The sequence below is a fragment of the Nitrosospira sp. TNL300 genome (genome assembly GCF_055385915.1).
The window spans coordinates 2,770,038-2,796,382 of the sequence record NZ_AP041005.1 but is presented as its reverse complement, the minus strand read 5'-3'; the positions used below and the strand labels follow the sequence as shown (position 1 = coordinate 2,796,382).

The following is a 26,345-nucleotide window of genomic DNA, read 5'->3' as shown; positions in this document are numbered from 1 at the left end:
ATTGATGCAATAAGGAATAGCAATCCCTCTCTGATCCACTTTTGCGGATATTGGTTTCCTCGATGCTTTTCAGTCTGCCGAGTGCTGCGGATACTGGGCCTGATTCAGAGAGGTGCGGCGCACGCCGGTAGCAAATCCAGCTTTCTCCTGGCATCGCGGGTTGCGCTCCTTGCCGCCACTCCACTTGTCATGCTGTTATTGCTCCCGTCGACAGGTAAGGCCGAAACGCACATTCAGTTGCCGCAAACCAGCTTTACCTCTGACGACGTCGCCGTTATCATCAATGACAGCGACCCTCTTTCAGTGCAGATTGGACAGTACTACCGCGAGGCGCGCGGCATTCCTGCGGCCAATATGATTCACTTGCGATTTTCTCCCGGTCGAACTGCACTGTCGCGGGAGGAGTTTCAGGAACTGAAAGCCGAGATAGACCAGAAGGTGTCCGCTCACGTCCAGGCCTACGCGGTGGCCTGGACCCTTCCCTACCGGGTGGATTGCATGTCGCTGACTTCTGCGCTGGCTTTCGGATTCGACGAGAAGTATTGTTCCTTTAATTGCGGCGCGACTGCCGCCAGTCCCTATTTCAATTCGCCGAGTCATCATCCTGTCAGTGACCACCAGTTGAGGCCGGCGATGATGTTGGCTGGACTCGATTTCGAACAGGTCAAATCGCTGATCGATCGCGGGGTGGCGGCCGACCACACTTTCCCCGCGGGACACGCCTATCTTGTCATTACTTCTGACAAGGCACGAAGCGTGCGTGCGAATTATTTCGAAATGACCGCCCAGCAACTGGACGGCGTTTTTCCCATCGAGATTCTTGAAACGGATGCAATTACCGACCGGCACGACGTTCTATTCTACTTCACGGGACTGGTTCGGGTGCCGCAGCTCGATACGCTGGATTTTCTGCCGGGCGCACTGGCGGACCATCTGACCTCGGGGGGAGGACAGCTTACAGGCTCAAGTCAGATGAGCAGCCTGCAATGGCTTGAGGCCGGAGCCACGGCAAGTTATGGGACGGTGGTGGAACCCTGCAGTCATATGCAGAAATTTCCTTTTCCCGCTATTGCCATGTTTCACTACGCGCTTGGCGCCAGCGCCATCGAAGCTTACTGGAAGAGCGTGGCATGGCCGGGAGAGGGTGTGTTCATAGGAGAGCCGCTCGCGCAGCCATTTGCGCCAGAATTGCGGGAAATTCGTACCGGGCAGTTCGAATTACGCATTTTCTCGCCACGCGAAACACGAGTTCGAATCGAGCAGTCCCGTTCAGCTGCGGGACCGTTCAAGCCATTGCCCAGGCAGGCCGCCATCCGGCGCGGCATGAATCGACTGCGCTTCAATTTTAATCAAACAGAAGGCTACCTGCGGTTGAAATGGTGAATGTTGCCCGAAGAGTAAGAATTTATGAAGAGACCAGCCGCATAGGCAATAGGCAATAGGCAATAGGCAGTAGGCGATAAAGGGTTCGATCGAAGCATGGTATTCGAGGAGCAGACGGCTGGGTTTGCAGCTATGCTGAATAAGCAGGTTACTGAATAAGCCTGGAGAAGAATATGCCGCTCAATAATTATGGTGTTCTGAAAGGCAGGGCAATAGGCCGTCGTTTAGGTTCGGGATCATCTCCCCACTATCAGATTCATATTGTCGATGAGGCTGGAACCCACTACCGCATTGCAATCAACGTGCGATCTCAGTTGGCTCCATCCGAGTTGATGTATTACATCAAGCCTTATTTTGTCCATCCGCTCACCTCGACGGTAGAGGTGCTTCCCAGCGGCTTTAGCCGGCTTGCGCCCAACCCCGGCTCGGGCGCACTTGATCTGATCCGCGGCAACCTCCTGCAACCCGGAATGATGACGCCGCTTCCACCCGATCTTCCCGGCCCCGATAATGACCTGAACGAGAAGTTCGATCAGATCGTGCAGCGCGCGATGGCGGATGAAGAGGCCCTGGTTTACGCCTTCGGTGAAAGATGGGGACCGGAGAGCAACAAGGCGGATAAGTACTTTGGTTTTCTGCCCGGTAACGGCATACACGATATTCACATGAACCAGGGAAATGTCGGAAGCTTTATCAAGGATGACGGCGTGTGGCAGGATGGCGGCGCGCTATTCCATTTTCCTCTCCAGCGGCAGTGGACGGCTGTTTTTTTGAAATTTCAGTCGCAAAGCTGGCATACCGATGACCGGACCGGCCATACGTTGGTCGAAGGTGAAGAGGGGGAACCGAGGAATCCGGACCCGATCACGCCGCAGCCGACCGAAGCACTGCCGGATGGACTGGTGCGCATTGTTTCAGCAATGGTTAATTCGATCGAATCTCCCGAAAAGGAGTGGGTCAATATATTGAACGCAAGTGATCGCGCCATTTCCCTGGCGGGCTGGCAACTGGCTGACAAGCAGAAAGCGAAAATGCCGTTGAGCGGTACTATCGAGCCGGGCGCGACGCTTCGGATCGATATTCAGCCTCCGGTCGCGCTGTCCAACAAAGGGGGCATCATCACCTTGTTGAACCAGAACGGCCTGAAGGTGCATGGCGTATCCTACACCAGGCAGCAGGCAAATCAGCCCGGTTGGACGATTGTTTTTTAGCAAGACTGCGATTTATCCATTTGACCACGACAAACTGGCGCGTGTAACTTGCCGGAGGCCGTTATAATAGCGGCTGTGTAACGGTCGAGAATGTTGTCGTGATTCCCCCTGTTCAGCCTAACTTCAAATCCCACTTTACCGATATACTGCGCAATGCCCTGAATGACAGGGGATTAGCGGACCTGAATCTCGATATAGAATTTGCCCGTCCGCGGCAGTCGAGCCACGGTGATTATTCCTGCAACCTGGCGATGCAACTGGCCAAGCCATTGCGTCAAAAGCCGCGCGACATTGCGCAATCTCTTGCCACCGCACTTGCCGCATCCCCTTACCTGGAAAAAGTGGAAATTGCAGGCGCGGGTTTTATCAACCTGTTTCTCACGACCTCGGCCAAGCAGCAGTTTTCGCGATATGTGCTGGAGAGCGGCGAGAAGTTTGGTCACAGCAACATGGGCGCAGGGGAAAAAATCCAGGTTGAATTCGTTTCAGCCAATCCCACGGGTCCGTTGCATGTAGGACACGGCAGGGGTGCGGCATTTGGGGCAAGCCTTGCCAATGTGCTCGCAGCCGCAGGCTATTCGGTCACACGCGAGTATTACATCAACGATGCCGGCCGCCAGATGGATATTCTCGCGCTTTCCACCTGGCTGCGCTATCTGGAGCTGAACGGTGTCGCATCAGCCTTTCCGCCCAATGCCTATCAGGGGGAGTATGTACGCGACATGGCAAGGCTGATTCATAAAGCCCATGCCGGGCGTTATGTGCATGAGCCGGAACTGCTGTTTGATAGCGCTTCCGATTCGGAAGCGGGTACAGAGGCTGCCCTTGATGGATTGATTGCCAGCGCGAAAAAGCTGCTGGGGCAGGATTATGCCTACATCCATAACTTCGTTCTGAACGAGCAATTGGGAGATTGCCGCAACGATCTGATGGAATTCGGCGTCACCTTCGATATCTGGTTTTCTGAGCAATCCTTATTCGACGGCGGGAATGTGGCGCAGGCTGTTCACCTGCTCGAAGAAGGCAATTACCTGTATCAGCAGGATGGCGCCAAATGGTTCCGCTCCACCCATTTCGGTGACGAAAAGGACAGGGTGGTGCAACGCGAAAACGGCCAGTTCACCTATTTTGCCTCCGATATTGCCTATCACCTCAACAAATTCTCACGCGGATTCGACCGTGTGATCGATATCTGGGGCGCGGATCATCACGGCTACATTTCAAGGGTGAAAGGCGCCATTCAGGCATTGGCGCTCGATCCGGGAAAACTTGAAATTGCCCTGGTGCAGTTTGCCGTACTTTACCGTGATGGCAAGAAGGTGCCGATGTCCACCCGGGCGGGAGAATTTGTCACCTTGCGGGAGTTGCGTCAGGAAGTGGGAACCGATGCGGCGCGCTTTTTTTACGTATTACGCAAGAGCGATCAGCATCTCGATTTCGACCTGGACCTGGCAAAGTCGCAAAGCACCGATAACCCGGTGTATTACGTTCAATACGCGCATGCAAGGGTTTGCAGCGTGCTGGAACAGTGGGGTGAAGATCTCCGCATGCTGGTTACAGCCGACACCTCTGCATTAACCGGTCCTGCGGAACTCTCCTTGTTGCAGAAGCTGATCGACTATCCCGAAACGGTCGAAGCCGCAGCGAGGGAGTTCTCTCCCCACCTGATTGCCTTTTACTTGAAGGAACTGGCGGGTGAGTTCCACAGTTACTATAATTCTACTCGTTTCCTGGTGCCGGAGATGGCGGTCCGCCTTGCGAGATTGGCGCTTGTGGCCGCAGTCAGGCAGGTATTGAATAACGGTCTTAAACTATTGGGCGTGAGCGCGCCAGCTAAAATGTGATGACGCATCCTTACTTGAATCGAGATTATAAAACGCCTCTTTACTCGGGAAAGAAAACAGGCACCCTCTTTTTCGGGATGTTTATCGGCTATGTCCTGGGTCTTCTCACCGCCATGGGCACCTGGATGTACATGAGCCAGGCGCCAAGTCCCTTTATCTCACAGGATAAGGTGGCTGAGGGCTCTGCAAACGGGGAGGCTGCGGATAAGCCTGAAAAAGAAGGGGAAGTGGCTGGCATTGAAGACAAAACCGCGAAAGCGCCCGACAGCAAGCCGCGCTTTGAATTTTATAATATTCTTCCCTCCACGGAGGAACCTGTAACGGAGCAGCAGCTGAAACAGGTTGCCAAGCAGCCGACCTCTCAGGATAAGTACTTTCTTCAAGCGGGGTCATTCCAGAATCCGGATGATGCCGATAATATGAAAGCGAAGCTGGCGATGCTGGGAGTGGAAGCGGCTGTCCAGACTGCCGAGGTCCCGCAAAAGGGACTGTGGCACCGTGTACGTGTAGGACCTTTTTCCAATGTGGATGACATGAACCGGATTCGTGCATCCCTCCAGCAGAACGGCGTCGAGACAAGCCCCATCAGGGTGCATGAGGGAGCCTAGGGAAACATAGCGGCAAGACAGGGACCGATAAACGATCCACCAATCTCGGGACGTTCAACTGAAGGAGAAAAATATGAATTTACTGCGGCTGCTTACGGCATTCCTGTTGCTGGCCGGTATGAACTTTCCGTCAATTTCCACTGCTCGCGCGGATATCGTCGAAGGAAAGGATTACAAGGTCCTGCTCCGTCCTTTTCCAACGGAAGGGGGAAAGAATATAGAGGTCATGGAATTTTTCTGGTACGGCTGTCCGCACTGTTACGAGTTGCATCCACGCATCAAGGCCTGGCTCAGGCACAAGCCTGAAGATGTCAGCTTCCGCTATGTTCCGGCGGTTTTTCGTCCAACCTGGGAACCGGCCGCAAAAACATTTTATGCGCTGGAAGCACTGGGAGAAAAAGATCGGCTGCATGACAAGGTCTATGATGCCATTCACAGAAACGGGATAGACTTGGGCAAGGAGGAAGTGCTGTTCGACTGGATTGCAAAACAGGGAATAGACCGTCAGAAATTTATAGATGTCTACAATTCGTTCTCGGTACAGAATCAACTGTCCAGATCGGTGCATTTCTCGAAGGATTATGGCCTTACCGGCGTGCCTGCGATAGCGGTGGATGGCAGATATCTCACGAGTGGCAGAATGGGCAGTACGCCGGACGATACCATTCGAACCATGGAAGAGCTGATACAGAAAGTGCGCAAGGAACGGACTCGGAAATAGCCTCTTCCGTTGACACTAAAAGTCATTATCAGTGGCGCCTCCGCAGGGCTCGGGAGGACATTGGCGCGCCATTACGCCGACAGCGGCGCAACGCTCGGCCTGATTGCGCGGCGCGCGGATCTGCTGGAGAGCCTTGCGGCGGAGATGGCGGAAGCATCCATCTACGTCGCCGATGTGCGTGATGCTTCTGCCCTGCGGACTGCGGCAGAAGATTTTATCGTCCGCCATGGTTGCCCCGATATCGTCATCGCCAACGCGGGCATCAGCCACGGCACGCTCACCGAATGCGCCGAAGACAAGGAGGTTTTTGAGGATATTCTCGCCACGAATGTTGTCGGCATGGTGAACCTCTTTCAGCCCTTTGTTTCGGTCATGCGCACCGTCGGGCAGGGTAGTCTGGTCGGAATTGCAAGTGTCGCCGGGTATCGTGGCTTGCCCGGCAGCGGCGCCTACTCGGCTTCCAAGGCGGCTGCAATCAGCTACCTGGAAAGCCTCCGCGTCGAATTGCACGGAAGCGGCCTATCCGTCATAACCATTTGCCCCGGCTATATCGTAACGCCCATGACAGCCGATAATCCCTTCCCCATGCCCTTCATCCTGACGGCGGACGACACTGCCCGAAAGATCGCCCGCATTATCGAGAGCAAGAAATCGTTTGCCGTAATACCGTGGCAGATGGCAATTGTCGCGCGAGTCTTGCGGTTGCTTCCCAATTTCCTGTATGACCGGTTGTTTGCCAATGCACCGCGTAAACCTCGCATAAGCCACAAAGACCACAAAGACCACAAAGGCTCCAAAGAAAATTATCAGGTTCCCGATTGATTTGCGGGGGGAAACATCATTTAACCGATTAACCGATTAACCAATGTAGCCAGTCCGCCGATCATGGTTTACATGACATAAGGGTACAGCAATGACAGAAAAAGCGATTTTTGGAGCAGGCTGCTTTTGGGGTGTGGAGGCTGCTTTTCGTGCCGTCGAAGGCGTAAAGGAGGTTACCAGCGGCTACTCCGGAGGGCATCTGAAAAATCCGTCTTATCGCGACGTGTGCACTGACAAGACTGGCCATGCCGAAGTAGTACAGGTGGAATACGATCCGTCGCAGGTCAGCTATGATGAGTTGCTCGATGTCTTCTGGAACTGTCATAATCCCACTACGCTCAACCGGCAGGGACCGGATGTGGGTAAACAGTATCGCTCCGCCATATTCTTCTACACCCCTGAACAGGAGAGCGCGGCTCAAGCGTCGAAGGAAAAACTGGAGCAAAGCGGTCGCTGGCGCGCACCGGTGGTGACTGAAATTACACCTGCCTCAGATTTTTATCCCGCTGAGGAATATCATCAACGCTACCTCGAAAAGCGCGGCATTACGGGGCATTGCCGTACTTGATGAACAGGTGCTTTATAGCGTAAGCATTCCTGAATCCTACGCATACTAAACCGTTCTTGCCGTCGAGAATTTATTAACAGGATTATCGTGCAGAAGAATTCTTGCAATGGGACAGATAGCAGTCACGCCTATTGCAGGTGATATATGAGGCGAACAGGAGTGCCAGCAATCAGTCAGAAGAGCGGTCATCTGATCTTGGCCGCGATCTGATCATACACCCCACGTCCTGCCGCATCTATTTTTTCTGCCATCAGAAACAGACCCTTCCCATCGCTCTTCTTTTCCCACAGTTCGCTCAACTGGCGTTTTTCCTTACTATCGTCGTTGGACACGTAGGCGGCTCCCTTGTATTCAATTACTACCAAGCGCCTATCCTCCAGCATGGCGCCAAAATCGGGATAAAACCGGTCCGATGAGGTTGGCAGCCAGAATGCCGCGTTAGACTGGCCCGAAAGGTTGCGCACCCAGTATTTAATTTGCCTGATGGAATCGATTGCAAGCGCGCATTCGTACTCCTCGCCTTTCCCCTCAAGTTCGCCGGGAGCAGATAGTAATGTTTCTGGAACCGATAGCGTTCTGAATAATGCCAATTTGCAGGATAGATGGCTGGATCAAATGAGAAAGCGTAATTGAATGAGGTTTCGACGGCAGCGAAAGGGCCGAAGAGCGTTTCCTGATATCCCTTGGCGTAGGCGATTCCCGATATTGCTGGATTTTTCCGATTAACACTCTGGCAAGAATGAACTTCGCCCGAAGTAGTGTAACCAGATCAAAGCCTTGATTGTCGTGCAGTGATACGACCACTCGCCGCACAAATTCCAGCATCTTCTCTTGCCCAACATCGTGTTGCCACACCTGCCTATCCAACCAACGAACCAGGTCATTGATCGTGCCCTGCAAACCCTTCTGCAAATGCCGGCTGCTCTTGTGAGTCCACCATATTCCATACGATCTCATCCCCATCCACATCAAAGATGAAACGTTTTGCCGAATCGTCGTAGTGGAATTCCGGCAGCGCGGCGCAAAGAACAAAATTACTCCTGCCAAATACCTCGTCCATGATCACTTTGAGATAATGTCCCTCATTGTCGTCAATCGAAACCCAAATACTGCCTTTCTCACTTAACAATTCGCGCAACAACTCCAGGCGCGGGTACATCATCGAAAGCCATTTGGAATGCTCCAGATTGTCGTCGTAATGCTCGAAGGCTGAGCGAGTGTTATACGGTGGATCAATAAAAATGCACTTTACGCGACCTGCATAGAAGGGCAGCAGGCTCTTTAAGGCGTCGAGATTATCGCCCTGAATTAGCATGTTTTCCGAATCGGCGGCGCCGAATGACAATTCCGGCACATGCTCAAGCAGGCGGTAAGGCGCTGTACTTGATAGCTTTAAGTCAGCGTTTCGGGTCAACCAGTGAAGAAGGGGCATGAAGGGTTTTTATGTGTTTGCGCTCGCCAATCACCGTTAACGCAAGGCGGCGTCAGGTATTTAGTTCATTATTGGGTGCTTATGCACGCTCAGGCAGCGAATAGTAGAAGAATCGCGGTAACAGTGGTTATACCGATCGCCACTTCAGTTCTTCGGTCGACAACCCTGCGGAATAGCAGGGTACATAAGGCGCTTTCGACTGGTACAAGATCCAGTCGCCAACCATAGTACGGGTAGCGCAACTCAATTCACCGAAATCCTCGGGTATCAGCACATAGTGGCAACACGCGCGGATAGCGGTGGAAAGTCTACCCGTTCTTTCCGCATTCTCCGCAAAGAATTTTCTCCACATGGCGAAGATGAACAAATCACCACCACGAGCTCCTTCATAAGGTATATGGACATGGCCTCCCCACTCCTGCACTGGCGCATCCCACAGTCCTCCATCAGGGCCGCTTAACGTGAACGCTTCTTGCGGAGAAAGACCAGTTAGCCTTGAGCGCCGTACTTGCTCTGCCACCAGTTGCCGCCAAAGTTCAGTATCATCGTAAAGACAGGAGACCGACCGCACATTGTCTTGCTTTATCAGTTCCGAAATCTTGTTAACCACCAGTTCGGGCAATTTCACTCGATTGTCAAACTGAAAATCGTCGGGCCATTCACACCACTGTGGGCCGTTTGCGTCGTCAGCAATCATAGTGGAGCCTCTGTGAGTTTTTCTTTTTTACCGAGCGGGTCAATTCACCTGATCTGAGCGGTCGATATTATGTTCAAACTTTCAGATCCCCTGATACAGGAGCGGTGTTGATTTTAATTATCGCTGTTTCGCGTTTTATAGAACTGTCTCTAAAATCAGAAGTAAAGTTCAACCGGCATGAGTGCGGACAAGCGGCTCGATCTGCGGCCAGACAGTACGTCGTGCTATACGAATCGCGTAGTCGCTTTGCAGATCGAGCCAAATTTCCGGGGAAACGCCGAAATACTTGCCGAGGCGCAAGGCTGTATCAGCGGTAATCGAGCGCTTGCCGTTCACGATCTCGCTAATACGATTAGGCGGCACATTGATATCCCGTGAAAGCGCATTGATGCTGATGCCCATCGGTTTCATAAATTCTTCCAGTAAAATCTCGCCGGGAGGAATAGGATCAAGTAACTTATGGACCATGGTTTGTTTCCTCAGTGGTAATCTACGATCTCTACATCATAGACATCGCCATTTGACCACGTGAAGCAGATACGCCACTGGTCATTAACACGAATACTATATTGTCCCTTGCGATTGCCCTTGAGAGCCTCCAAACGATTACCCGGGAGCCATTTTAAATCATCGAGTGCTCTGGCACGATGCAAATAAAGCAACTTGCGACGGGTGGGACGTTCGATTGAACGGAATCGCGCAACTGGCACATCGTGGAATAGTTTTTCAGTATCGGCACACTTGAATGATTTAATCATGGACAAAATACTATTACGCGTAACGTAATATATCATACATAGTAATCTTTGGTACGCCGATGCATGCTGCCCTGGATTATCCGCAACGCTTGCGCGCAGCCGATGTAGTAATTAATAACTCATCAAAACGTTGAGTACCGACGCAATTTCGTCAAGAGGATCGCTTTTTTATGTTTTATGTGACGGAGGAGAGGTGCGAAGCGGAATGGGTTGGTTAGTATCCTGCCCGCACTTATCTTCGCAGCGGTCAGGCCAGTTGATTTCTGATTTCAGCGATACGGGTTTCGCTTACCCTGGTGTTAATGGCGACAGGGAGGCGGCTGGGATCGGAAACACTTCTTGCCAACTCTTTGGCAATCGCCCCAGCATCCACGCTTCTTGCCGCGTGAAACGCCTCGCGTAAACGATCTGCCTGGGGATAAGGTCTTTCCGCATAGCCCGGCCGTCCATGGAAATCACACGAGCAGGCCTGCAGGAATTCTTCGAAGCGCTCAGGTTTGCGATAGGCATCCACTCCCTGAAGCAGGTTGGCGATGGTGACAGGTCGCAGTTCGGCAGCGCGATGCACGTCTCCGTGATAGCGGGCCACCAGCAATGCCAGGTTTCGCATTTCGTTGGGGGAGTTGATACGTTCGCATAAGCCCTGCACCAGTTTGACGCTGCGTGCTTCGTGTCCGATATGGCGCGGCCATTCTTCCGGAGGAGTCGTGCCTTTACCGAGATCATGGGTGAGTGCGGCAAACCGAACCGGCAGGGAATAGTTCCTCGAAGCGGCATAGTCGATCACCATCATCACGTGTACCCCGGTATCGATTTCGGGGTGATGCTGCGGTGGTTGCGGCACGCCGAACAAGGCATCCACTTCAGGCATGATACGGGTGAGGGCGCCGCAGCCGCGCAACGCGTAAAACATGCGTGAAGGTTGGCGCTCCATCAAACCGCGTGCAAACTCCTGCCACACTCGCTCCGGCACCAGGGCATCCACCTCCCCGTTATGGACCATTTCGTTCATCAGCGCCAATGTTTCGGGTGCGATATGGAAACCGAAACGTGCAGCAAAGCGAGCGGTACGCAGGACACGCACCGGGTCTTCAGTGAATGCCGGGCCGATATGCCGGAGCACGCCGGCTTCCAGATCAGCGACTCCGCCGAAAGGGTCGATGATGTTACCGTGCTCATCCTTCGCGATTGCGTTTATTGTCAGGTCACGGCGCGCCAGATCCTCCTGTAATGTAACTTCTGGGGAAGCATAAACCTCAAACCCTTTGTAGCCGCGCGAAACCTTGCGCTCCGTGCGCGCCAGCGCGTATTGTTCCTGGCTTTGCGGGTGAAGAAAAACGGGAAAATCTTTTCCTACCGGGCGAAAGCCAAGCCGCACCATTTCTTCCGGCGAGACGCCGACAACCACGTAATCATGATCCATTACGGGCAGTCTCAGTATCTCGTCGCGCACCGAGCCGCCCACCAGGTAGGTTTTCATTCTGGAGTTATTCGTGTGAATCTATCCGTATCCTTGGCGCTCAACGGCCGGACCAATGCCGCAGATAGTTGTAACGTTCCCGAGGCAACTGATGATTCAGGTATACCGGGGCTGCTTCTTCAAGTGCGGTAGGATGAATTCCCCAGACTTCCAGTAGTGCCTCGGGGTTATCGCAGTCGCACACGCTGTCGATCTTCATCGAATAATAATTATCGACGCTCATCAGTTTGCCGGGCAGCATCTCCATGACTGCTGCTTCGAGATGGGAAAGGGCATCTCCAAGGCCGATGATGGCGGGGTCGTGTCCCGTCACATGCGTCGCATACTCCACCAGTTCGCGAAGGCTGTAGCACTTCGGTCCGCACAGGTCGTAGCTTTGCCCGAAAGTACGCGGCTCATCCAGACTGAGCGCAAACGCCTCCACGACGTTCTCGACGAAGATCGGCTGGAATTTTGCATGGGGTGAGGCCAGCGGCAAGATCGGCAGGCGCCCCAGGCTGGCAAACAGATTGATCGAGGCGTCGCCCGGACCGAATATGACTGACGGCCTGAAAACAGTAGCATCCAATTCGGATGTCTTTACGATCTGTTCCCCTTCCCCCTTTGAGCGCAAATACTCGCTCGGTTGACCGGGCCCGGCTTTCAGGGCGCTCATATGCAGTATGCGGGTGACGCCGTTGCGCTTGCAGGCCGCGATGAGCTTTTGCGGCAGTTCGACATGGGCAGCATGAAAGTCACCCTGCAACACACCTACCAGGTTGATCACGGCATCGATGCCGAGGAGCAGCCTGTCGAGGTCTCTGTCATCGTGGATATCTGCTTCGATCAGGTCCGTAGTGGGTATCGCCAGCAACTCTTTTGCACGCTCGTAGTTTCGAGTGGGAATACGCAGGTAGATTTCCTGGTCGGTCAGGAGATTTGCAAGATGCTTCCCGACGAAGCCGCTGCCACCGAAAATGCAGACATTATTGAATGTCATGTCAGACACCTCACTCCGACACTTTTTCACTCCCGAACCGGGACGAAACAATGCCCAGGCGCTGCTTCAGCGCTTTGACCTGATGCCCGAAGTTACGGGCGTAATACATGGAGTTGCTCATCACCTTTTTGACGTAATCGCGCGTTTCGTTGAAGGGGATCGTTTCCGCATAAATCGCGCCTTCCAGCGGCTTTTCATCACGCCACTGCCACACTCGGCTCGGTCCGGCATTGTACGCGGCCGAGGCCAGCGACTGATTGTCAAACTGGGTCAACACGTGTTTCAAATAATAGGTGCCCAGCGTCAGGTTGGTGTTTACCTCCGTCACCCGGCTTGGCCGATACTTTCTCAGTCCCACTTGTTTGGATGCCCATTTTGCCGTAGCAGGCATCAATTGCATCAGCCCCATGGCGCCGGCGCTGGACTTGGCATCGCTGACGAAGCGGCTCTCCTGGCGAATGAGGCCGTAGACCCATGCTTCGTCGAGCTCCTGCTGCTTCAGGACGCTGCGCATTGCATCTCTATGCGGTGCAAGGAACCTCAGGTGGAAATCGTGACGCTGCACGGTTCTGTCGGCGGTATTGATAGCGCGGTCGTAGTGCCCGTGACGGCGGGCCACTTCCGCAGCCGCCAGCAGCTTATGGTCATCAAAATTTCGTACGGCCCAGATCCATTCCTGTGCTGCCTCCGGACGCAAATTCAGGTTATAGAAGGCCAGCGCTCGCGCGATTCCAGGTGTCTGCTCCATTGCGGAAATTTCTTTCGCTGTCGGCTTGAAGGATTCGGCAGGAGCGCCGATGGTAACGCCCAGCTCCTCTTCGGCCAGTTGCCCGTAAAAATGATGCTCGCTGCTCAACGGTGCAAGGATGGCATTTGCTTCCTTTATTTTTCCTTTAGCTCTCAACGCACGCGCTTTCCAGTAACGCCAGACCCCCTCTCGTTGTTCCGCCGCCGACATGGCCTCGATCGTATCCAGCACGAGATTCCAGTCCCCGGCACGCAAGGCGGTGCGGGTTTTCCAGCCAAGCTGGGCGTCGGTGAGCTGAACAGACTTCTGCGTATTGGCGGCTTCTCCAAACCACTGCAATGCGCGCGGGTCCAGCCGCCGGGCCCCCTGGTCCGCAAGTTGCACCAGAAAATACGCCTGATCTGGTGCGCCGAAGCGATCGCGTATCCGCGGCCAATAAGCATGCGCCTGATCAAGCCCGCTGCGGAGCAAACGCACCATGGCGAAAAGTGCAATTTCCCGATCGGAGCGTGTTTTGATCTCGCGCCGATGCCTTTCCAGATAGCGAAGAGGATTTTCTGTGGCGGCATTCAGCTTGCGTTCGTTCAGACGCTGATTTTTGGGCAGGTATTCATTGATGCGTTTTGCCGCGCTGACATTGCCGGACTCGAGCGCAAGGCGCAGCCTTGACCAGATATCCTCGTCCGTCAGCGTCCCGGCAGTAATCAGCACATCGAATATCTGATTACAGCTGTGCGGCATCTCACGCGCATTGAACCATAACGGAAATGCCTCCTTATAGATGCTGCGATCGCCTGCCGCCAGACGCTGTTGAAAAGAGTAGCAGACCAGTTCGACATCCTTGTTGACCATGCGCGGATAGTTTTCCGCGAAAAGATCCCACCGCTCGGTCCAGCCCAGGATCTTCAGCCATTCCCCCATCAGGCGGTCGCTGAGAGGGCTATCGCGGTATTTCTCAACAAACTCCTTGACAGTCTCCGGACTCAGCTTCGGACTCCAGAGTTGCGGTCGCAGTTGATAATACGCCGCATAAGGCTCAAGCACATGTCCTCGCAGCCGCTGCGCATACATATTCACGCGCGCAGTGTTGCCAGTCTGATATGCGTGCCTCAGGGCGAGGAAATCCTGATTTCTTGCGGCTGCATACGTTGTAGTGGAGATTGTGGCCAAAAACAGCCCGATCAACAGTTTCTTCATAACCTGCTATACATTAGTAATCGAGGGAAAAAATTGAAGAGCGTATCTGCTCCAGGTTCACTTACAGGCTGTTTTCCTTTATTTCCTTTTACCAGCCCCTATTCGGGTTTTGTTTTAAGAATAGCACATCATGCCCTACATCAGTTTGAATCCGGCAACCAATGAGACACTGAAAACCTATACGAGCTGGAATCGCAACCGTCTGGCCGAGGCGTTGGAGCAAACATATCATGCCCAGCCTGGATGGGCGCGACTGGGTTTTCCCGAACGCGCAGAGCTTATGCACAGAGCCGCCAGCCTCTTGCATGAACGGGCGGCTGAATATGCCATTCTTATAGCTGCGGAAATGGGCAAGCCTGTGCGCGAAGGCCGCGCGGAGGTGGAAAAGTGTGCGCTCGCCTGTGATTATTATGCAGTGCACGCCGAGCATTTCATGCAGGTCGAAATGGTTCAGACCGGCGCCGGCAAAAGTTACGTGTCCTATGGGCCTCTTGGAGTCGTCCTGGGCGTGATGCCCTGGAATTTCCCTTTTTTCCAGGTGATCCGCTTCGCCGCTCCCACACTCATGGCAGGAAATGGTTGCGTGCTGAAACATGCATCGAATGTTCCGCAGTGCGCTTTGGCGCTCGAACGGCTATTCCAGGATGCCGGTTTTCCCCCGCACCTTTTCAGCACGCTCATGATAGAGCCGTCTGAAGTGGGTGAGGCTATCGCCAGCCATCACGTGCAGGCGGTGACACTCACAGGCTCCGAGCGGGCCGGTCGGGAAATAGCTTCCCACGCGGGACAGCATTTGAAGAAGTGTGTGATGGAACTCGGCGGGTCGGATGCGTTTATCGTTCTGAAAGATGCGGACCTGGAACTCGCCGCTACCTTTGCGGTGAGATCGCGCTTTCAGAACTGCGGACAATCATGCATTGCCGCAAAGCGCATTATTCCTGTGGCCGACGTTGCCGATGAGTTTGGTTCGCTGTTCATAAAGAAAACAAAAGAATTGAAAATGGGCGATCCCCTGAACGAGGCGACGCAGATCGGTCCCATGGCACGGCTTGATCTGCGCGAAAACCTGCATCAGCAAGTGATCGATTCGATTGCACAGGGCGCGCAGGTGGTTCTCGGGTGCGAACCGCAGGAGGGAGAGGGAGCATTCTATCTCCCTTCCATCCTGGATGACGTAACGCCCGGGATGAGAGCCTATCACGAGGAATTATTCGGGCCGGTGGCGGCCGTGATACGCGCGGCAGACGAGGAGGACGCCATTCGCATTGCCAATGATACCCGCTTCGGGCTCGGCTCCAGCATCTGGAGCCGCGATACCGAACACGCCGAGGAACTGGCGCATCGAATCCAGGCAGGTTGCAGCTTTATCAATGGCATGGTCAGGTCAGATCCCCGCCTTCCCTTCGGAGGAACCAAGGACTCCGGATTCGGCAGGGAACTGTCCTATCATGGCATCCGGGAGTTCGTTAATGTAAAAACGGTATGGGTACGATGACTCTACAAAAAACCCCATTGCAGCGCGAACTCATTCCGTTTTCTCTTCTCCCGCCTTGAAGCAGGAAGGAGCAGACCGGGACCGGGGGGACCGGGGGGACCGGGGACTGCCGGATCCCTAGATCACGCCCTGGCCTATCATCGCATCCGCCACCTTTACGAAACCCGCCACATTCGCTCCGTTGACATAGCTGATGGTGCCATCGTCGCGCCGCCCATGCTCCAGGCAGGAGCGATGGATAGCCTGCATGATCTGGAGCAATCGTGCGTCCACTTCTTCCCGTTGCCAGGAAAGACGCATGGCGTTCTGGCTCATTTCCAGGCCGGAAGTGGCCACGCCGCCGGCATTGCTGGCTTTGCCGGGTGCAAAAAGAACCCCGCTGCGCTCGAAATGCTTTACCGCCTCCGCGGTGGAAGGCATGTTGGCGCCCTCTGCCACGCATACCACGCCGTTCCTGATAAGCATGGCAGCGTCCTCTTCATTTAGCTCGTTCTGCGTGGCGCAGGGCAGCGCGACCTCTACAGGAACATGCCATGGTCTTTTACCGGGAATAAAATCGGCTTTCACACGCTCTGCATAGGCATTGATACGGCCATACTGCTTATTCTTCACATCCATCAGTTCAGCGAGCTTTTCGGGAGTAAAACCTTCTTCATCGACTACAGTGCCGTCTGAATCGGAAACCGTTATCACTTTGGCGCCAAGCGCCATCGCTTTCTCCACCGCATATTGCGCCACGTTTCCCGAACCCGAAACCGCAACGCGCATGCCTTCCAGCGAGCGTCCCGATTGCTTGAGCATCTCCTCGGCAAAGTAGACAGTACCGTAGCCGGTAGCTTCCGGACGAATGAGGGATCCGCCGAAACTCAACCCCTTTCCGGTGAAGACGCAGTCAGCACGATTGGAAAGCTTTTTCATCATCCCTGCCATGAAACCTACTTCCCGCCCCCCCACGCCGATATCGCCTGCCGGCACATCGACATCCGAGCCGATATGCCGAAACAGCTCAGTCATATAGGCCTGACAGAAGCGCATGATCTCCCCGGGACTACGGTCCTTGGGGTTGAAATCGGCGCCACCCTTGCCACCACCCATGGGAAGTGTCGTAAGCGCGTTCTTGAACGTTTGCTCGAACGCCAGGAATTTGAGAATGGAAAGGTTTACGGACGGATGAAAGCGGGTGCCGCCTTTATAAGGGCCAATGGAAGAGCTGTGCTGTATGCGGTAGCCTCGGTTGACCTTCACCTCCCCCCGATCATCCACCCAGGACACACGAAAAATGATTATTCGCTCCGGCTCCACGAGACGGTCGAGAATGCCGTGTTCCGCATAACGAGGGTTTTTCGTAATAAAGGGCCAGAGGCTCTCCATGACTTCCGTCACTGCCTGGAGATATTCGGGCTGTCCCGGATTATGCTCCGCCACATACGCGCAGAATTCCTCGAAACTGCGATATTTCATTGGTTATTCCCCTTATGTCCTCTTGTGCTAAACCATTTTCCCAAGACAGGTATTCTGCCAAATAACTGGCGGAATCGCACTGAATTTATGTTCGGAATTGCGCGATGGAAAGCTGGAGGCGCGGAACATGTGGAAGAGATGAAACATCGAAGCATCAAGCGTCTTGTTTTCCGGCAACAGGCTTTCAAAAATCATTTCAAAGGTGCTTACAGGGAAAGCGAACCGACAAGTCAAAGCGCGCCGGACCAGGGGTGTTCTTGTTCTTCATTATCATATTCCTGTTGTCCTCTCATCCGCCTTTCAACTGTCAGCCCGGGATCCTGAGGTCCTTACTCTTTATTGTCTTCATCCTCATCCTTCTTTCCGGGTCTTGTCGTCCACCAGACGACGAGAATCAGTAGCGACAGCGCTACGCCGGCTTCAAGCAGTAATATCCACATAGGATCAACCATGATGTATATTAAGGGGAAGCCTCTGATACCGCTGCGAGCGGGATTGCTCGTTCAGAGATTTCCGATATGAAACTTTAACCCAAAACTTCATGAAAGACCAATTACGCACATTTACTATTGTCGCGCTACTGTTGCTCGGCGCCTGCAATATCATTCCTACTCCCCGTGTCACGGAGAAACCGGCCGAACCCCAGCCCATGCCTGTGCTCAAAGCCACTGATTGGGACACAGTAGAGGGTTGGAGGGATGACGAGATTGTGCCGGCCCTGGATGCGTTCCTCCAGAGCTGCACCGTTTTGAAAAAAAAGGCACTATGGCAGGAAGCCTGCATTCAGGCTGATTCCATGAGGGGGCAGGATGACGATACGGTGCGCCAGTTTTTTGAAAGCTATTTTGTTCCCTATCAGGTATTGAATCCTGATGGGACCGACAATGGCCTTATTACCGGTTATTACGAGCCTCTGCTCAAGGGGAGCCGCACACCGTCCGCCCGTTACCGCTATCCGCTTTACACAACCCCTGAAGAACTGCTGATAGTGGATCTGAGTTCCGTCTATCCCCAGCTCAAAAATATGCGGTTGCGGGGACGACTCGAAGGGCGCAAGGTGGTTCCCTTCTATAGCCGAGCCGAAATATCCGGCAACCCCCCAGCGCTACAGGGAAAAGAACTGCTCTGGGTGGATGACGAGGTCGATCTGTTTTTTCTGCAGATTCAGGGTTCTGGTCGGGTGGAGCTTGAAAATGGCGAGATCGTGAGGGTGGGGTACGCGGATCAAAACGGCCACCCGTACAGGTCCATCGGGAAGCTGCTGGTGGATCGCGGCGAATTACCCCTGGAAAGGGCCTCGATGCAGGGAATCAAGGCCTGGGGGCAGAAGAATCCCCAGAAATTGCCGAATATTTTGCATCAGAATTCAAGCTTCGTCTTTTTCCGTGAACTGCCGGGCACGATGGCAGGTCCGTTCGGCTCCATGGGTGTGCCTCTCACGGCTGGAAGAAGCCTTGCGGTGGATCCGCGTGTAATCCCCCAGGGCGCTCCGGTCTTTCTTTCCACTACCTGGCCAAATACCGATGAGCAGCTCCAACGGTTGATGGTGGCGCAGGATACAGGCGGGGCAATCAAAGGGAATGTGCGGGCGGATTTTTTCTGGGGATTTGGCCCTGACGCAGCGCAGAACGCGGGGAAAATGAGGCAGAAGGGGAGGATGTGGGTATTGATGCCAGTGGAATATCTGCCCAAGGACTTTCCACCTGCCGCGCGAGTACTGGGAAGCTCCAAATAAATCTGCGAACTGGAGGATGCAGGCGCTTCCCAGCGCCTGTCATCGATTTATCTATTTCGCGGAGGTCGCGTTTAATTTCTTTTCTATGGTTTCCGCGGGAATCAATCCCGGCGTTAGCGAGCCGTTGGCAAAAATCAGGGTAGGCGTACCGCTTATATCGTTTTCTTTCCCTGCCTTGAGAATCACGTCTATGGGGGTGGTGCAATCCTTGCCGGCGGGTGCAATATTCCTGAGCATGAAATCTTCCCAGGCCTTGAGCCTGTCCTCGGAGCACCATATCGCCGTCGCAGTCGGCATTGAACCGTTCAGCACGGGATAAAGCAGGGTATATATCGTTACATCCGTTACGTTAACCAGTTCCTTTTCCAGACGCTTGCAAAAAGGGCAGTTTGGGTCGGAGAAAACGACAAGTTTGCGTTTTCCATTCCCCTTGACCGCCTTGATCGCATGCTCCAGGGGAAGAGTGCCCACATCGATGCGCCGAGCCTCCTTGATCTGTTGCAAGCGTTCGGAAGTCAGGCTTTCCTTCGTTTTCGGATCAATTACGTGACCGAAAAAAAGGTACGAAACCTTGTCATCCGTATAGAACAATTCGCCTCCCACCACCACTTCATATAGACCGAGATAGGGCGTTTTTTTTATGCTTTCGACCTTCTCTCCGGGAAAATTTGCCTGAATCGATTTTTTCAGGGATGCCTCGTCAGCGGAAGCGCTGGAAAGGAAGCAGAGCAATAGGGAAGGCAAAGCGAGAGAAATGAGTTTTGAACGCATGGTCTTTACTCCGTTTTGGAATGGGATGCAGCCGGGCGGCCTGCGGTTGTTCTGGTGGATGGACAGGAAAACGAATCAGCCGGGTTCAACTCAATGCCTGCTGCATCAAGCGGTCTTTTATCAGAGGCAACCGGTTGGTGATTTCCAGGCCCAGATTGCGCAGGCGAATGAGTGTCGGGTGAGTATGGTTGAACAGCTTCTGCAAGCCATCGGTAACCAGTTCCAGGGCCAGGATGTCTTCCTTGCGGGCGCGTTCATAACGACGCAGCAACAGGTAATCACCGCAATCCGATTGCAGTCCGCGCGAGCAGATGACAGAGGCGAGTTCCTGCGCATCGCGTAAACCGAGATTCACGCCCTGTCCCGCAAGAGGATGTATGCCATGCGCTGCGTCGCCGATGAGCGCAAGATGTGGCTGGGCCAGCTTTTTCACATGTACAAAATTCAGGGGAAAAGCGGCAGGCCGCGTAACGAGCCGCATCTCGCCCAGGACATGTTGCGAAGCCCGGACGACGCGCTCGCATAATTCCTCTTCAGGCAGCCCGAGCATCGTTTCCGCGGGTTCTTCCTTTGTAGACCATACCATGGACACCAGCCTGCCGGGCATTGGCAGGAGCGCCAGCACGCCATCGCGCCGAAACCACTGATGGGCGACGTTATTATGATGGCGCGCTGCATCGAAGTTTGCCACCACGCCCATCTGCTGATAGGAATGCCGCGCCACTTCAATACCAGCTTGTTCACGTACCCAGGAATTCACCCCGTCCGCCCCAACGATCAACCCCGCCTGCACGACAGTTCCATCATCGAGATGCAGCTCGGCGTGAGACTCGGCGCGCAGCATCAGAGAACATTGCGCGGGACAAAAAACCTGGATCGAGTTCCCGCGGCGCTTGATCTCCTTCCAGGCGGCGTTCTGGAGCTGGCGGTTTTCCACTATGAAAGCCAGTTCGAGGACACCGATATTGTAGGCGCTGAAATCCAGCCGCGCCGCGCTGTCGTCGCCGAAGACAGCCATATTGTAAACAGGAGTCACACGCTCCTGGTCGAGAGCGTCCCACACTCCCAGATTTTGCAGGAATGCAGCGCTGCCCGGACTGATGGCGTAGACCCTGCTGTCCCAGCTCTCATCGGCAGGAAGCGGCGGTATGGGGCGGAATTCAACCAGCGCTATTTTAAGACCGCTATCCTTGAGGGCAAGCGCCAGACTTGCCCCAACCAATCCGCCCCCCACGATAACGACATCGAATTTCATGGAATCATTATACAGCCGCTTTCTGCTGCGCGGGGATGCATGGATAAGCCGGTATGCCCGTTTTTGCCTCGGTGGATTTATGAAACAACAGCTGTGCCCCTCCTATTTTAATAACTGAATCAATCAATTAGATAACTGGTAACTCCATTCCGAATCTTGACAGGAACGTGGTGCGAAGGCATAATGCCAGACCTTCCATATAAACACGTGGCGAATTAGCTCAGTGGTTAGAGCAGCGGAATCATAATCCGTTGGTCCCCAGTTCGAATCTGGGATTCGCTACCAAAAGAATCAATGCTTGGCGTAACAGTAACCTCATAGCCTACACATTGTGGGACACTGTTGGGACACTTGCAGGTTAACTTTACCCCCTTTGCCGCTTCTATATCCTTATCTTATTCTGTATCTGTATCTAGGACCATTCAATTATGTTACGCCGTATCAAACGCATAGCATTGGATACTTTTACACGTATCACCTATTGATCCGGCCAGAAAATACTATGAATCTCGTCATTCCGGGCTTGACCCGGAATCCAGCCCAAACCAATAATGACGTGCTTTGAACGTCGCTGGATACCGGTTTCCGCCGGTATGACGTTTGTACTGTTTGCTCGCCGAATTAATAGCTGGTGATAATGCCCACCGCCTTCTTTCTTTGGAGGGGATAAGTTGACATGAGCGCAAGCAATGAAGCAGTCTCCTGCCTCATCAATTAATTGGGATACTCGGATGGCAGAGATAATTGTGGAACCTTTTTCCCTACTTGTGAGGGGTAAGGATACAGACGAGCACATTATTAATGCCGCCAGTTAGGAGAGTCTGTTAGCGACCTCTCTACCCGAGCACATATCCACGGTTTTTTCTTCTCTGCGGCTTCTCTTGATGTTCGGTAGTCCCCGGTCATACCGATGAACTGCAACTCGCCCTCTTGGAGCATGATCATCCAAGGACATAAACCGGGGGCAACATATTGTAGGATATGGTCACCCAGTCATCTCACGTGATCACTCGTGTCAGCGTCAAGCGCACTAGCGTAATAGCGCCGAGTTCCTGATTGTTCAGTCTGCCACACATTTGTCTGTTTTTGCCATTCCTAATGCGGAGTAGGCGGAGAATTCGCCTATAGCCGCACCCGCCCCTCGGACACCAATAGTCCTGGAGATCTATTGGATAGTCCGAAAGGTCTATTGTTTTATGCACTCCCTATTCTATAGTACTGAGCCATTGCTTATTTTTTGGGGATCGAAATATGTATAAATTGAGTATAGCGAAGCAGGTTGGCAGCGCGGTAGTAGCGACGTTTATTGCGTCTGGCACAGTATCAGCGACAACGGTACTTTCCAATTCGCACAATTACGGTGGTCTTATCACTATCAATGTAACTGTTGAGGATAATTACCTGGGCGACTTTAGTAAATACTTCTGGAAATATGATGTAACGAATCACACATACGATCCTAATCCAGGTACCAGCAACGGATTCTCCGGTTTTGAACTCGCCATACCAAATGCGGCAGGTCTGGGTCTGGCTGACCTGAGCGCACCAAACTCAGGGTGGGAATTTGATTGCTGTTCTGGGCAGCCCGTCGAGTACGACATCCGGAATAGTGTAGGACCTGGAATCATGCCGGGAGAATCTGGTTCATTCAGTTTCACATCTTTGCCGGGATCCATTACTAACAGCACCGATGGTTGGTGGCATTCCTGGGAAAATGACTCCCAGACGGGTATCACAAACTTCTCACAGTTTACCAATGCTACTGGACCGGAGATCCCCCTGATCCCCGAGCCAGAGACCTACACTATGCTGATTGTCGGCCTCGGACTCGTCGGTTTTATCGTGCGCCGTAAGCAGGATACACAGGCGAGCCCGCGCGACGGGTGATGGAGTCGCACGGCTATACCCCTCATGTGCGCCCCCGCAATGAGGAGGTCCAGGCCAAGGTGCAGAATCCGAAACATCGAGCACGGCGCTGGGTGGTCGAAGTCAGCCATTCCTGGCTGAATCGCTTCCGGAAACTACTGGTCCGGTTCGAGAAAACACACCGCAGCTACCTCGCACTTCTTATGTTAGGCTGCGCCATCATCGCCTTCCGCAAGGCAGAAGGCCCGGGAAAAACAAATATTATTTACAGATAAGTTCTTAGGCTCACACTCGGTTTGTAAAAGCAGGAAGTCTCGGATTCGAACATAGGCTTCATATGTAGTCAGATTTTTGTTTTTCCACGCCTCCTCTGAAACGAATCCACCTGTAGACATTCCCAGTGTTCGAAGAGAGAAACAGAACTGCTGCTCATTCAAAGGGAGTATTTCGTATCCCCCTATACCTGGATTGAGGTAGTTCCAGTCGAATACCCAATAAGGGAAACGATTTTCTGCTGCCTCGTGAAATCGTACAATGTATTCCGCGATAGTATCGATGACGGTTGTTGGATTGACCGTCTGAAGCTTCCCGTATATGTCGTGTCCTGACGTCTTGGAATGGGTAAGATCGCCTCTAATATCGTTAAAATCTTTAATCAGTTCTTTGGTTAACTCGTTCAGCAATATTGGTTTCCCTATCAACTCCGCGGGCCACTTCTCCACTTTATCAAGCAGGTTTGTGTAGCGGAGCAATTTCATCACCTTTTTTTCGGGCGTCGACGGCGTTTGCCGTTCGCGCATCTGCCGATTGAGGAACGCTTCAAGGGCCGCTACTCCGAAATAGAGAGCTGCGGTCAAGTGATGGCGTCGTTCTACCTCAGTCTTTGCGTCTGAGGCTGAAATGGCTTCCCGATAAAGTGAAGAGAAATTTTGCCATGGGGGGTTAATTGACCAAGGGTTCATGTTTTGGGGGAGGTAAAACCCTTCATCCTACGCTATGGAGTTTTATTGTTTTTTTCCGCAAGCTGACTGCCATAGAACAAATCCAATACTCTTGGGCGGCACTGGGGCCCAATTGGAGACGTCAGTACTCTGATAGAGGACGTGACCACCTCCCATGGGTTCGGAAAATTGCAACAAGGCGAGTATCCTGAGCTTTACTTCTACACAGTCGTATTCAAACTGGCCTTTGGTTGACCAATACAACTTTTTTAAGCTCTCATTTTTCTGCTCGGTTTTATAGTTGCTTAATACCCAAGTTTTGGCTTTGTTGTTTACTTTGGGAGATGTTGCGGCGTCTACATAAACGTCAAGCTCATCGTTTGAGGTAATCAAAGTCCATTCGGCCGTTGCGCTGGCGCTTAAAAGCCCCAACAGTAAACCTAAGATTGTTTTTTTCACGATTATGAAAATAAAGTCCAAAGGGAGATTGCAAGTTTCAATCGCCAGTTTCCATTTTGTACCTTTACTGTTGGGCAAAAAATTGGACCTGGGTACCTATTGCTGAGTATGGGTATCAGAAAGTGGCTCGTCGCGAATCAGGGAAAGCCAAAAAAAGTGAATGGCGCCATATGAAGTGCCTAGGGCGGGATACCTTACTGCCACCCCCGCCTGCCGACGAAGCCCCCCGGCCTCTTCCCCTGTAATTGGCTATAACACTATTTCAGCATTTATTTATGGATTATCCATGTCTTACCCTTGTCGAGGAAAAAATAATCGCTCCTAGAGTGCACTGGTGGGACACTTGCCAGTAAAAAACAGCAATAAAATGCAATCAGCCAAGATAAAAAAAGAGATTAATATACTGATTCTTTTTTTTAATTTGTTGTAGCTTGTTATGACGTATTGATTGACTCGGAATCATAATCCGTTGGTCTCCAGTTCGGATCTGGGATTCGCTACCACTCTGAATGGGTTGGTATTCTCGCCAGTCCATTTTTTGTTTATATCTCCCCTTTCTGCTCATTCCATTCCGCAAGCCGATCGCGAACCAATGCTTGCAGCGTTATCAGGCATGCCTGCTATATTGAATTTTATATCCTGGTTTTGCACCGGAGACCAGATACTATTTTTTTCAACGCGGATTCAGGAGAAGCGCCATGCCATACGATACATTGAAAGATCTTCCGGACAACGTTACCAATGTCCTGCCAAAGCACGCGCAGGAAATATACAGGGCCACTTTCAATAACGCCTGGGATGAGTATAAGGACCCGGATGAGCGCAGGGAACATGCTTCGCGCGAAGAAACGGCGCACAAGGTAGCCTGGGCGGCCGTAAAAAAGGAATACGAGAAAGAGGGCGACGAATGGCGCAAGAAAAAGTCCTGATCTTTTTGGGGGGAAATTTTTGGGGGAAATTGCCATGCACTTGCCAATTCCAGGGAATCTCTGAACAGGGACGAATCGCATTCGCCCCTGTCAGGAAAAACGCTTTTTCCGCGATTACTCCAAATCATTGTTTTACGCAGATACCACTGCAATCCGCTCCGCCACGTGCCGGATCGCAATTGTCTGAAGGATCATCCACACACTTCTTGCCCTCAGGGCAGGGGAAGCCGGCTATGCCGCCGCACATCTGCTTCGGCTCCTTCTCGCCATACGCTGAGCTTCCCTTCGGCGGATAATCGACGCGCTTGCCTCCTCCCGGCTTCGTCGGTTCTGCTGCACCTGTCTTGACCGTTTCGCGAACCTGGCGTCCCTCGACCGCTTCTACGTCGATGGATTCGACATCTCCATCAGTATGCCGAGCGGTATAAACACCGACAACATCCAGGGGCACCGGGCTTTTCACAACCAGGAATCCTTCAAGAAAGGCGAAATCCACGCACACGCCATCGATCGGACAAAAGTAGCCGGCGATATCAAAGCAGTTTACTCCCACTGCTCCATCCGGCTGAATGACCGCCTCCTTGAAAGGGGTCACATCGAACGGTCCGGGCTCGGAGCCAAACTGGGTGGCAAGCGCCACCTTGGCGGCAATGCTGATTTTTTTGTCGCTCGGATTATGAATGTTGACCGTGGTGCGATAAGTGCCGCGCGCCAATGTTCCGTCCTGGTGGGGCAGCAGCAATGAACACGCAACTTTGGCGGAATACTGATACTCCGTCTTGATTGTCTTGGAAGGCTTCACCGGCTCCGCCTGTGAAACGGGAATAACAAGCAGACCACACAGTCCCATCAATGCGGACAGAAATCCCCTCATTCGCAACTGTTTCATAACGACCTCCTCATTGTCGGAATTCGCACAAACCCCGCAGGCCTTCAAATGTCAAAGTCATGAACAGGCATGAAGCGTTTTTGACCGTCATTACTC

27 protein-coding genes and 1 tRNA gene are annotated in these 26,345 nt (G+C 53.0%); 13 read left to right on the top strand and 15 right to left on the bottom strand.

The window, feature by feature from the left end; all coding sequences use genetic code 11:
• Positions 1–81 precede the first annotated feature (81 nt).
• From ACZ5BW_RS12830 to msrA, 7 genes are all read left to right on the top strand, one after another.
• Positions 82–1,383, top strand: coding sequence for a TIGR03790 family protein (locus ACZ5BW_RS12830; RefSeq protein WP_464540545.1), 1,302 nt, complete (start codon positions 82–84; stop codon positions 1,381–1,383).
• 173 nt (positions 1,384–1,556) lie between these two features.
• A complete protein-coding gene (locus ACZ5BW_RS12825) occupies positions 1,557–2,594 on the top strand; it encodes a DUF2278 family protein (protein WP_464540543.1) in 1,038 nt (345 codons plus the stop codon).
• A 98-nt stretch (positions 2,595–2,692) separates the two neighbouring features.
• The gene (gene argS / locus ACZ5BW_RS12820) at positions 2,693–4,438 is read left to right on the top strand and encodes an arginine--tRNA ligase (protein WP_464540541.1); all 1,746 of its coding nucleotides are present in this window, start codon (positions 2,693–2,695) and stop codon (positions 4,436–4,438) included.
• Complete coding sequence (locus tag ACZ5BW_RS12815) at positions 4,438–5,046, top strand: SPOR domain-containing protein (protein WP_464540539.1); 609 nt, start codon at positions 4,438–4,440, stop codon at positions 5,044–5,046. Before argS ends, ACZ5BW_RS12815 begins: the two co-directional genes overlap by 1 nt.
• Before the next feature lie 73 nt (positions 5,047–5,119).
• On the top strand, positions 5,120–5,767 hold the full coding sequence (locus ACZ5BW_RS12810; protein WP_464540537.1) for a thiol:disulfide interchange protein DsbA/DsbL: 648 nt from the start codon (positions 5,120–5,122) through the stop codon (positions 5,765–5,767).
• Between the two features lie 9 nt (positions 5,768–5,776).
• Positions 5,777–6,589, top strand: a complete 813-nt coding sequence (locus tag ACZ5BW_RS12805) for an SDR family oxidoreductase (RefSeq protein WP_464540535.1) — start codon at positions 5,777–5,779, stop codon at positions 6,587–6,589.
• A 91-nt stretch (positions 6,590–6,680) separates the two neighbouring features.
• Positions 6,681–7,157, top strand: coding sequence for a peptide-methionine (S)-S-oxide reductase MsrA (gene msrA, locus ACZ5BW_RS12800; protein WP_464540533.1), 477 nt, complete (start codon positions 6,681–6,683; stop codon positions 7,155–7,157).
• 185 nt (positions 7,158–7,342) lie between these two features.
• Here msrA and ACZ5BW_RS12795 read toward each other — a convergent pair whose 3' ends face one another.
• The 8 genes from ACZ5BW_RS12795 to ACZ5BW_RS12760 all read right to left on the bottom strand — a co-directional run bounded on the left by ACZ5BW_RS12795 (position 7,343) and on the right by ACZ5BW_RS12760 (position 14,448).
• The gene (locus tag ACZ5BW_RS12795; protein WP_464540531.1) at positions 7,343–7,747 is read right to left on the bottom strand and encodes a hypothetical protein; all 405 of its coding nucleotides are present in this window, start codon (positions 7,745–7,747) and stop codon (positions 7,343–7,345) included.
• Positions 7,748–8,037: 290 nt separating this feature from the next.
• Positions 8,038–8,571: a DNA methyltransferase gene (locus tag ACZ5BW_RS12790; RefSeq protein ID WP_464540529.1), complete on the bottom strand. Its 534-nt coding sequence runs from the start codon at positions 8,569–8,571 to the stop codon at positions 8,038–8,040.
• Positions 8,572–8,716: 145 nt separating this feature from the next.
• On the bottom strand, positions 8,717–9,286 hold the full coding sequence (locus ACZ5BW_RS12785; RefSeq protein WP_464540527.1) for a hypothetical protein: 570 nt from the start codon (positions 9,284–9,286) through the stop codon (positions 8,717–8,719).
• 168 nt (positions 9,287–9,454) lie between these two features.
• A complete protein-coding gene (locus tag ACZ5BW_RS12780; RefSeq protein ID WP_464540525.1) occupies positions 9,455–9,754 on the bottom strand; it encodes a HigA family addiction module antitoxin in 300 nt (99 codons plus the stop codon).
• 11 nt (positions 9,755–9,765) lie between these two features.
• A complete protein-coding gene (locus ACZ5BW_RS12775) occupies positions 9,766–10,044 on the bottom strand; it encodes a type II toxin-antitoxin system RelE/ParE family toxin (protein WP_464540523.1) in 279 nt (92 codons plus the stop codon).
• Between the two features lie 247 nt (positions 10,045–10,291).
• Complete coding sequence (locus ACZ5BW_RS12770; RefSeq protein WP_464540521.1) at positions 10,292–11,524, bottom strand: multifunctional CCA addition/repair protein; 1,233 nt, start codon at positions 11,522–11,524, stop codon at positions 10,292–10,294.
• Positions 11,525–11,564: 40 nt separating this feature from the next.
• The gene (locus ACZ5BW_RS12765; protein ID WP_464540519.1) at positions 11,565–12,503 is read right to left on the bottom strand and encodes a complex I NDUFA9 subunit family protein; all 939 of its coding nucleotides are present in this window, start codon (positions 12,501–12,503) and stop codon (positions 11,565–11,567) included.
• 10 nt (positions 12,504–12,513) lie between these two features.
• Complete coding sequence (locus ACZ5BW_RS12760; RefSeq protein ID WP_464540517.1) at positions 12,514–14,448, bottom strand: lytic transglycosylase domain-containing protein; 1,935 nt, start codon at positions 14,446–14,448, stop codon at positions 12,514–12,516.
• 130 nt (positions 14,449–14,578) lie between these two features.
• On the opposite strand from ACZ5BW_RS12760, the gene ACZ5BW_RS12755 reads away from it, so the two are divergent.
• Positions 14,579–15,943 (top strand): NAD-dependent succinate-semialdehyde dehydrogenase, encoded by a 1,365-nt coding sequence (locus ACZ5BW_RS12755; protein ID WP_464540515.1) that lies wholly within the window; start codon positions 14,579–14,581, stop codon positions 15,941–15,943.
• 117 nt (positions 15,944–16,060) lie between these two features.
• On the opposite strand, the gene gdhA is transcribed toward ACZ5BW_RS12755, so the two are convergent.
• Together gdhA and ACZ5BW_RS12745 are read right to left on the bottom strand one after the other, a co-directional pair.
• Positions 16,061–17,404, bottom strand: coding sequence for an NADP-specific glutamate dehydrogenase (gene gdhA, locus ACZ5BW_RS12750; protein WP_464540513.1), 1,344 nt, complete (start codon positions 17,402–17,404; stop codon positions 16,061–16,063).
• Positions 17,405–17,733: 329 nt separating this feature from the next.
• On the bottom strand, positions 17,734–17,856 hold the full coding sequence (locus ACZ5BW_RS12745; protein ID WP_464540511.1) for a hypothetical protein: 123 nt from the start codon (positions 17,854–17,856) through the stop codon (positions 17,734–17,736).
• Positions 17,857–17,945: 89 nt separating this feature from the next.
• Here ACZ5BW_RS12745 and mltA point away from each other — a divergent pair, with 89 nt between their 5' ends.
• On the top strand, positions 17,946–19,139 hold the full coding sequence (mltA, locus tag ACZ5BW_RS12740; protein WP_464540509.1) for a murein transglycosylase A: 1,194 nt from the start codon (positions 17,946–17,948) through the stop codon (positions 19,137–19,139).
• Positions 19,140–19,190: 51 nt separating this feature from the next.
• On the opposite strand, the gene ACZ5BW_RS12735 is transcribed toward mltA, so the two are convergent.
• Together ACZ5BW_RS12735 and ACZ5BW_RS12730 are read right to left on the bottom strand one after the other, a co-directional pair.
• Positions 19,191–19,910 (bottom strand): DsbC family protein, encoded by a 720-nt coding sequence (locus ACZ5BW_RS12735; protein WP_464540507.1) that lies wholly within the window; start codon positions 19,908–19,910, stop codon positions 19,191–19,193.
• 85 nt (positions 19,911–19,995) lie between these two features.
• The gene (locus tag ACZ5BW_RS12730) at positions 19,996–21,165 is read right to left on the bottom strand and encodes a UbiH/UbiF family hydroxylase (protein ID WP_464540505.1); all 1,170 of its coding nucleotides are present in this window, start codon (positions 21,163–21,165) and stop codon (positions 19,996–19,998) included.
• 209 nt (positions 21,166–21,374) lie between these two features.
• On the opposite strand from ACZ5BW_RS12730, the gene ACZ5BW_RS12725 reads away from it, so the two are divergent.
• The 3 genes from ACZ5BW_RS12725 (at position 21,375) to ACZ5BW_RS12715 (ending at position 23,306) form a co-directional block, all read left to right on the top strand.
• Positions 21,375–21,450 (top strand) — tRNA-Met (locus ACZ5BW_RS12725).
• A gap of 966 nt (positions 21,451–22,416) precedes the next feature.
• Entirely contained in the window at positions 22,417–23,052 is a 636-nt protein-coding gene (locus ACZ5BW_RS12720; RefSeq protein ID WP_464540503.1) for a PEP-CTERM sorting domain-containing protein, read from the top strand.
• Positions 23,052–23,306, top strand: coding sequence for a transposase (locus ACZ5BW_RS12715; protein ID WP_464543712.1), 255 nt, complete (start codon positions 23,052–23,054; stop codon positions 23,304–23,306). Before ACZ5BW_RS12720 ends, ACZ5BW_RS12715 begins: the two co-directional genes overlap by 1 nt.
• On the opposite strand, the gene ACZ5BW_RS12710 is transcribed toward ACZ5BW_RS12715, so the two are convergent.
• Both ACZ5BW_RS12710 and ACZ5BW_RS12705 read right to left on the bottom strand, forming a co-directional pair.
• The gene (locus ACZ5BW_RS12710) at positions 23,238–23,993 is read right to left on the bottom strand and encodes a hypothetical protein (protein WP_464540501.1); all 756 of its coding nucleotides are present in this window, start codon (positions 23,991–23,993) and stop codon (positions 23,238–23,240) included. The two genes, ACZ5BW_RS12715 and ACZ5BW_RS12710, sit on opposite strands and share 69 nt — an antisense overlap.
• Positions 23,994–24,035: 42 nt before the next feature.
• Positions 24,036–24,509 carry a surface-adhesin E family protein gene (locus ACZ5BW_RS12705; protein ID WP_464574167.1) on the bottom strand — a complete coding sequence of 158 codons (474 nt, stop codon included), beginning with the start codon at positions 24,507–24,509 and terminating at the stop codon, positions 24,036–24,038.
• Between the two features lie 620 nt (positions 24,510–25,129).
• Between ACZ5BW_RS12705 and chaB the strand changes: the two genes are divergently transcribed.
• The gene (chaB, locus tag ACZ5BW_RS12700; RefSeq protein ID WP_464540497.1) at positions 25,130–25,360 is read left to right on the top strand and encodes a putative cation transport regulator ChaB; all 231 of its coding nucleotides are present in this window, start codon (positions 25,130–25,132) and stop codon (positions 25,358–25,360) included.
• 124 nt (positions 25,361–25,484) lie between these two features.
• Here chaB and ACZ5BW_RS12695 read toward each other — a convergent pair whose 3' ends face one another.
• Positions 25,485–26,249, bottom strand: a complete 765-nt coding sequence (locus ACZ5BW_RS12695) for a Kazal-type serine protease inhibitor domain protein (RefSeq protein WP_464540495.1) — start codon at positions 26,247–26,249, stop codon at positions 25,485–25,487.
• Positions 26,250–26,345: the final 96 nt, after the last annotated feature.

Coding starts and splice junctions, on each gene's coding strand:
- ACZ5BW_RS12825 (WP_464540543.1), top strand. CDS start 1,557: ATGCCGCTCAATAATTATGGTGTTCTGAAAGGCAGGGCAATAGGCCGT.
- ACZ5BW_RS12815 (WP_464540539.1), top strand. CDS start 4,438: ATGACGCATCCTTACTTGAATCGAGATTATAAAACGCCTCTTTACTCG.
- ACZ5BW_RS12810 (WP_464540537.1), top strand. CDS start 5,120: ATGAATTTACTGCGGCTGCTTACGGCATTCCTGTTGCTGGCCGGTATG.
- msrA (WP_464540533.1), top strand. CDS start 6,681: ATGACAGAAAAAGCGATTTTTGGAGCAGGCTGCTTTTGGGGTGTGGAG.
- ACZ5BW_RS12785 (WP_464540527.1), bottom strand. CDS start 9,286: ATGATTGCTGACGACGCAAACGGCCCACAGTGGTGTGAATGGCCCGAC.
- ACZ5BW_RS12780 (WP_464540525.1), bottom strand. CDS start 9,754: ATGGTCCATAAGTTACTTGATCCTATTCCTCCCGGCGAGATTTTACTG.
- ACZ5BW_RS12775 (WP_464540523.1), bottom strand. CDS start 10,044: ATGATTAAATCATTCAAGTGTGCCGATACTGAAAAACTATTCCACGAT.
- ACZ5BW_RS12770 (WP_464540521.1), bottom strand. CDS start 11,524: ATGAAAACCTACCTGGTGGGCGGCTCGGTGCGCGACGAGATACTGAGA.
- ACZ5BW_RS12765 (WP_464540519.1), bottom strand. CDS start 12,503: ATGACATTCAATAATGTCTGCATTTTCGGTGGCAGCGGCTTCGTCGGG.
- ACZ5BW_RS12760 (WP_464540517.1), bottom strand. CDS start 14,448: ATGAAGAAACTGTTGATCGGGCTGTTTTTGGCCACAATCTCCACTACA.
- ACZ5BW_RS12755 (WP_464540515.1), top strand. CDS start 14,579: ATGCCCTACATCAGTTTGAATCCGGCAACCAATGAGACACTGAAAACC.
- gdhA (WP_464540513.1), bottom strand. CDS start 17,404: ATGAAATATCGCAGTTTCGAGGAATTCTGCGCGTATGTGGCGGAGCAT.
- ACZ5BW_RS12745 (WP_464540511.1), bottom strand. CDS start 17,856: ATGGTTGATCCTATGTGGATATTACTGCTTGAAGCCGGCGTAGCGCTG.
- mltA (WP_464540509.1), top strand. CDS start 17,946: ATGAAAGACCAATTACGCACATTTACTATTGTCGCGCTACTGTTGCTC.
- ACZ5BW_RS12735 (WP_464540507.1), bottom strand. CDS start 19,910: ATGCGTTCAAAACTCATTTCTCTCGCTTTGCCTTCCCTATTGCTCTGC.
- ACZ5BW_RS12730 (WP_464540505.1), bottom strand. CDS start 21,165: ATGAAATTCGATGTCGTTATCGTGGGGGGCGGATTGGTTGGGGCAAGT.
- ACZ5BW_RS12720 (WP_464540503.1), top strand. CDS start 22,417: ATGTATAAATTGAGTATAGCGAAGCAGGTTGGCAGCGCGGTAGTAGCG.
- ACZ5BW_RS12715 (WP_464543712.1), top strand. CDS start 23,052: ATGGAGTCGCACGGCTATACCCCTCATGTGCGCCCCCGCAATGAGGAG.
- ACZ5BW_RS12710 (WP_464540501.1), bottom strand. CDS start 23,993: ATGAACCCTTGGTCAATTAACCCCCCATGGCAAAATTTCTCTTCACTT.
- chaB (WP_464540497.1), top strand. CDS start 25,130: ATGCCATACGATACATTGAAAGATCTTCCGGACAACGTTACCAATGTC.
- ACZ5BW_RS12695 (WP_464540495.1), bottom strand. CDS start 26,249: ATGAAACAGTTGCGAATGAGGGGATTTCTGTCCGCATTGATGGGACTG.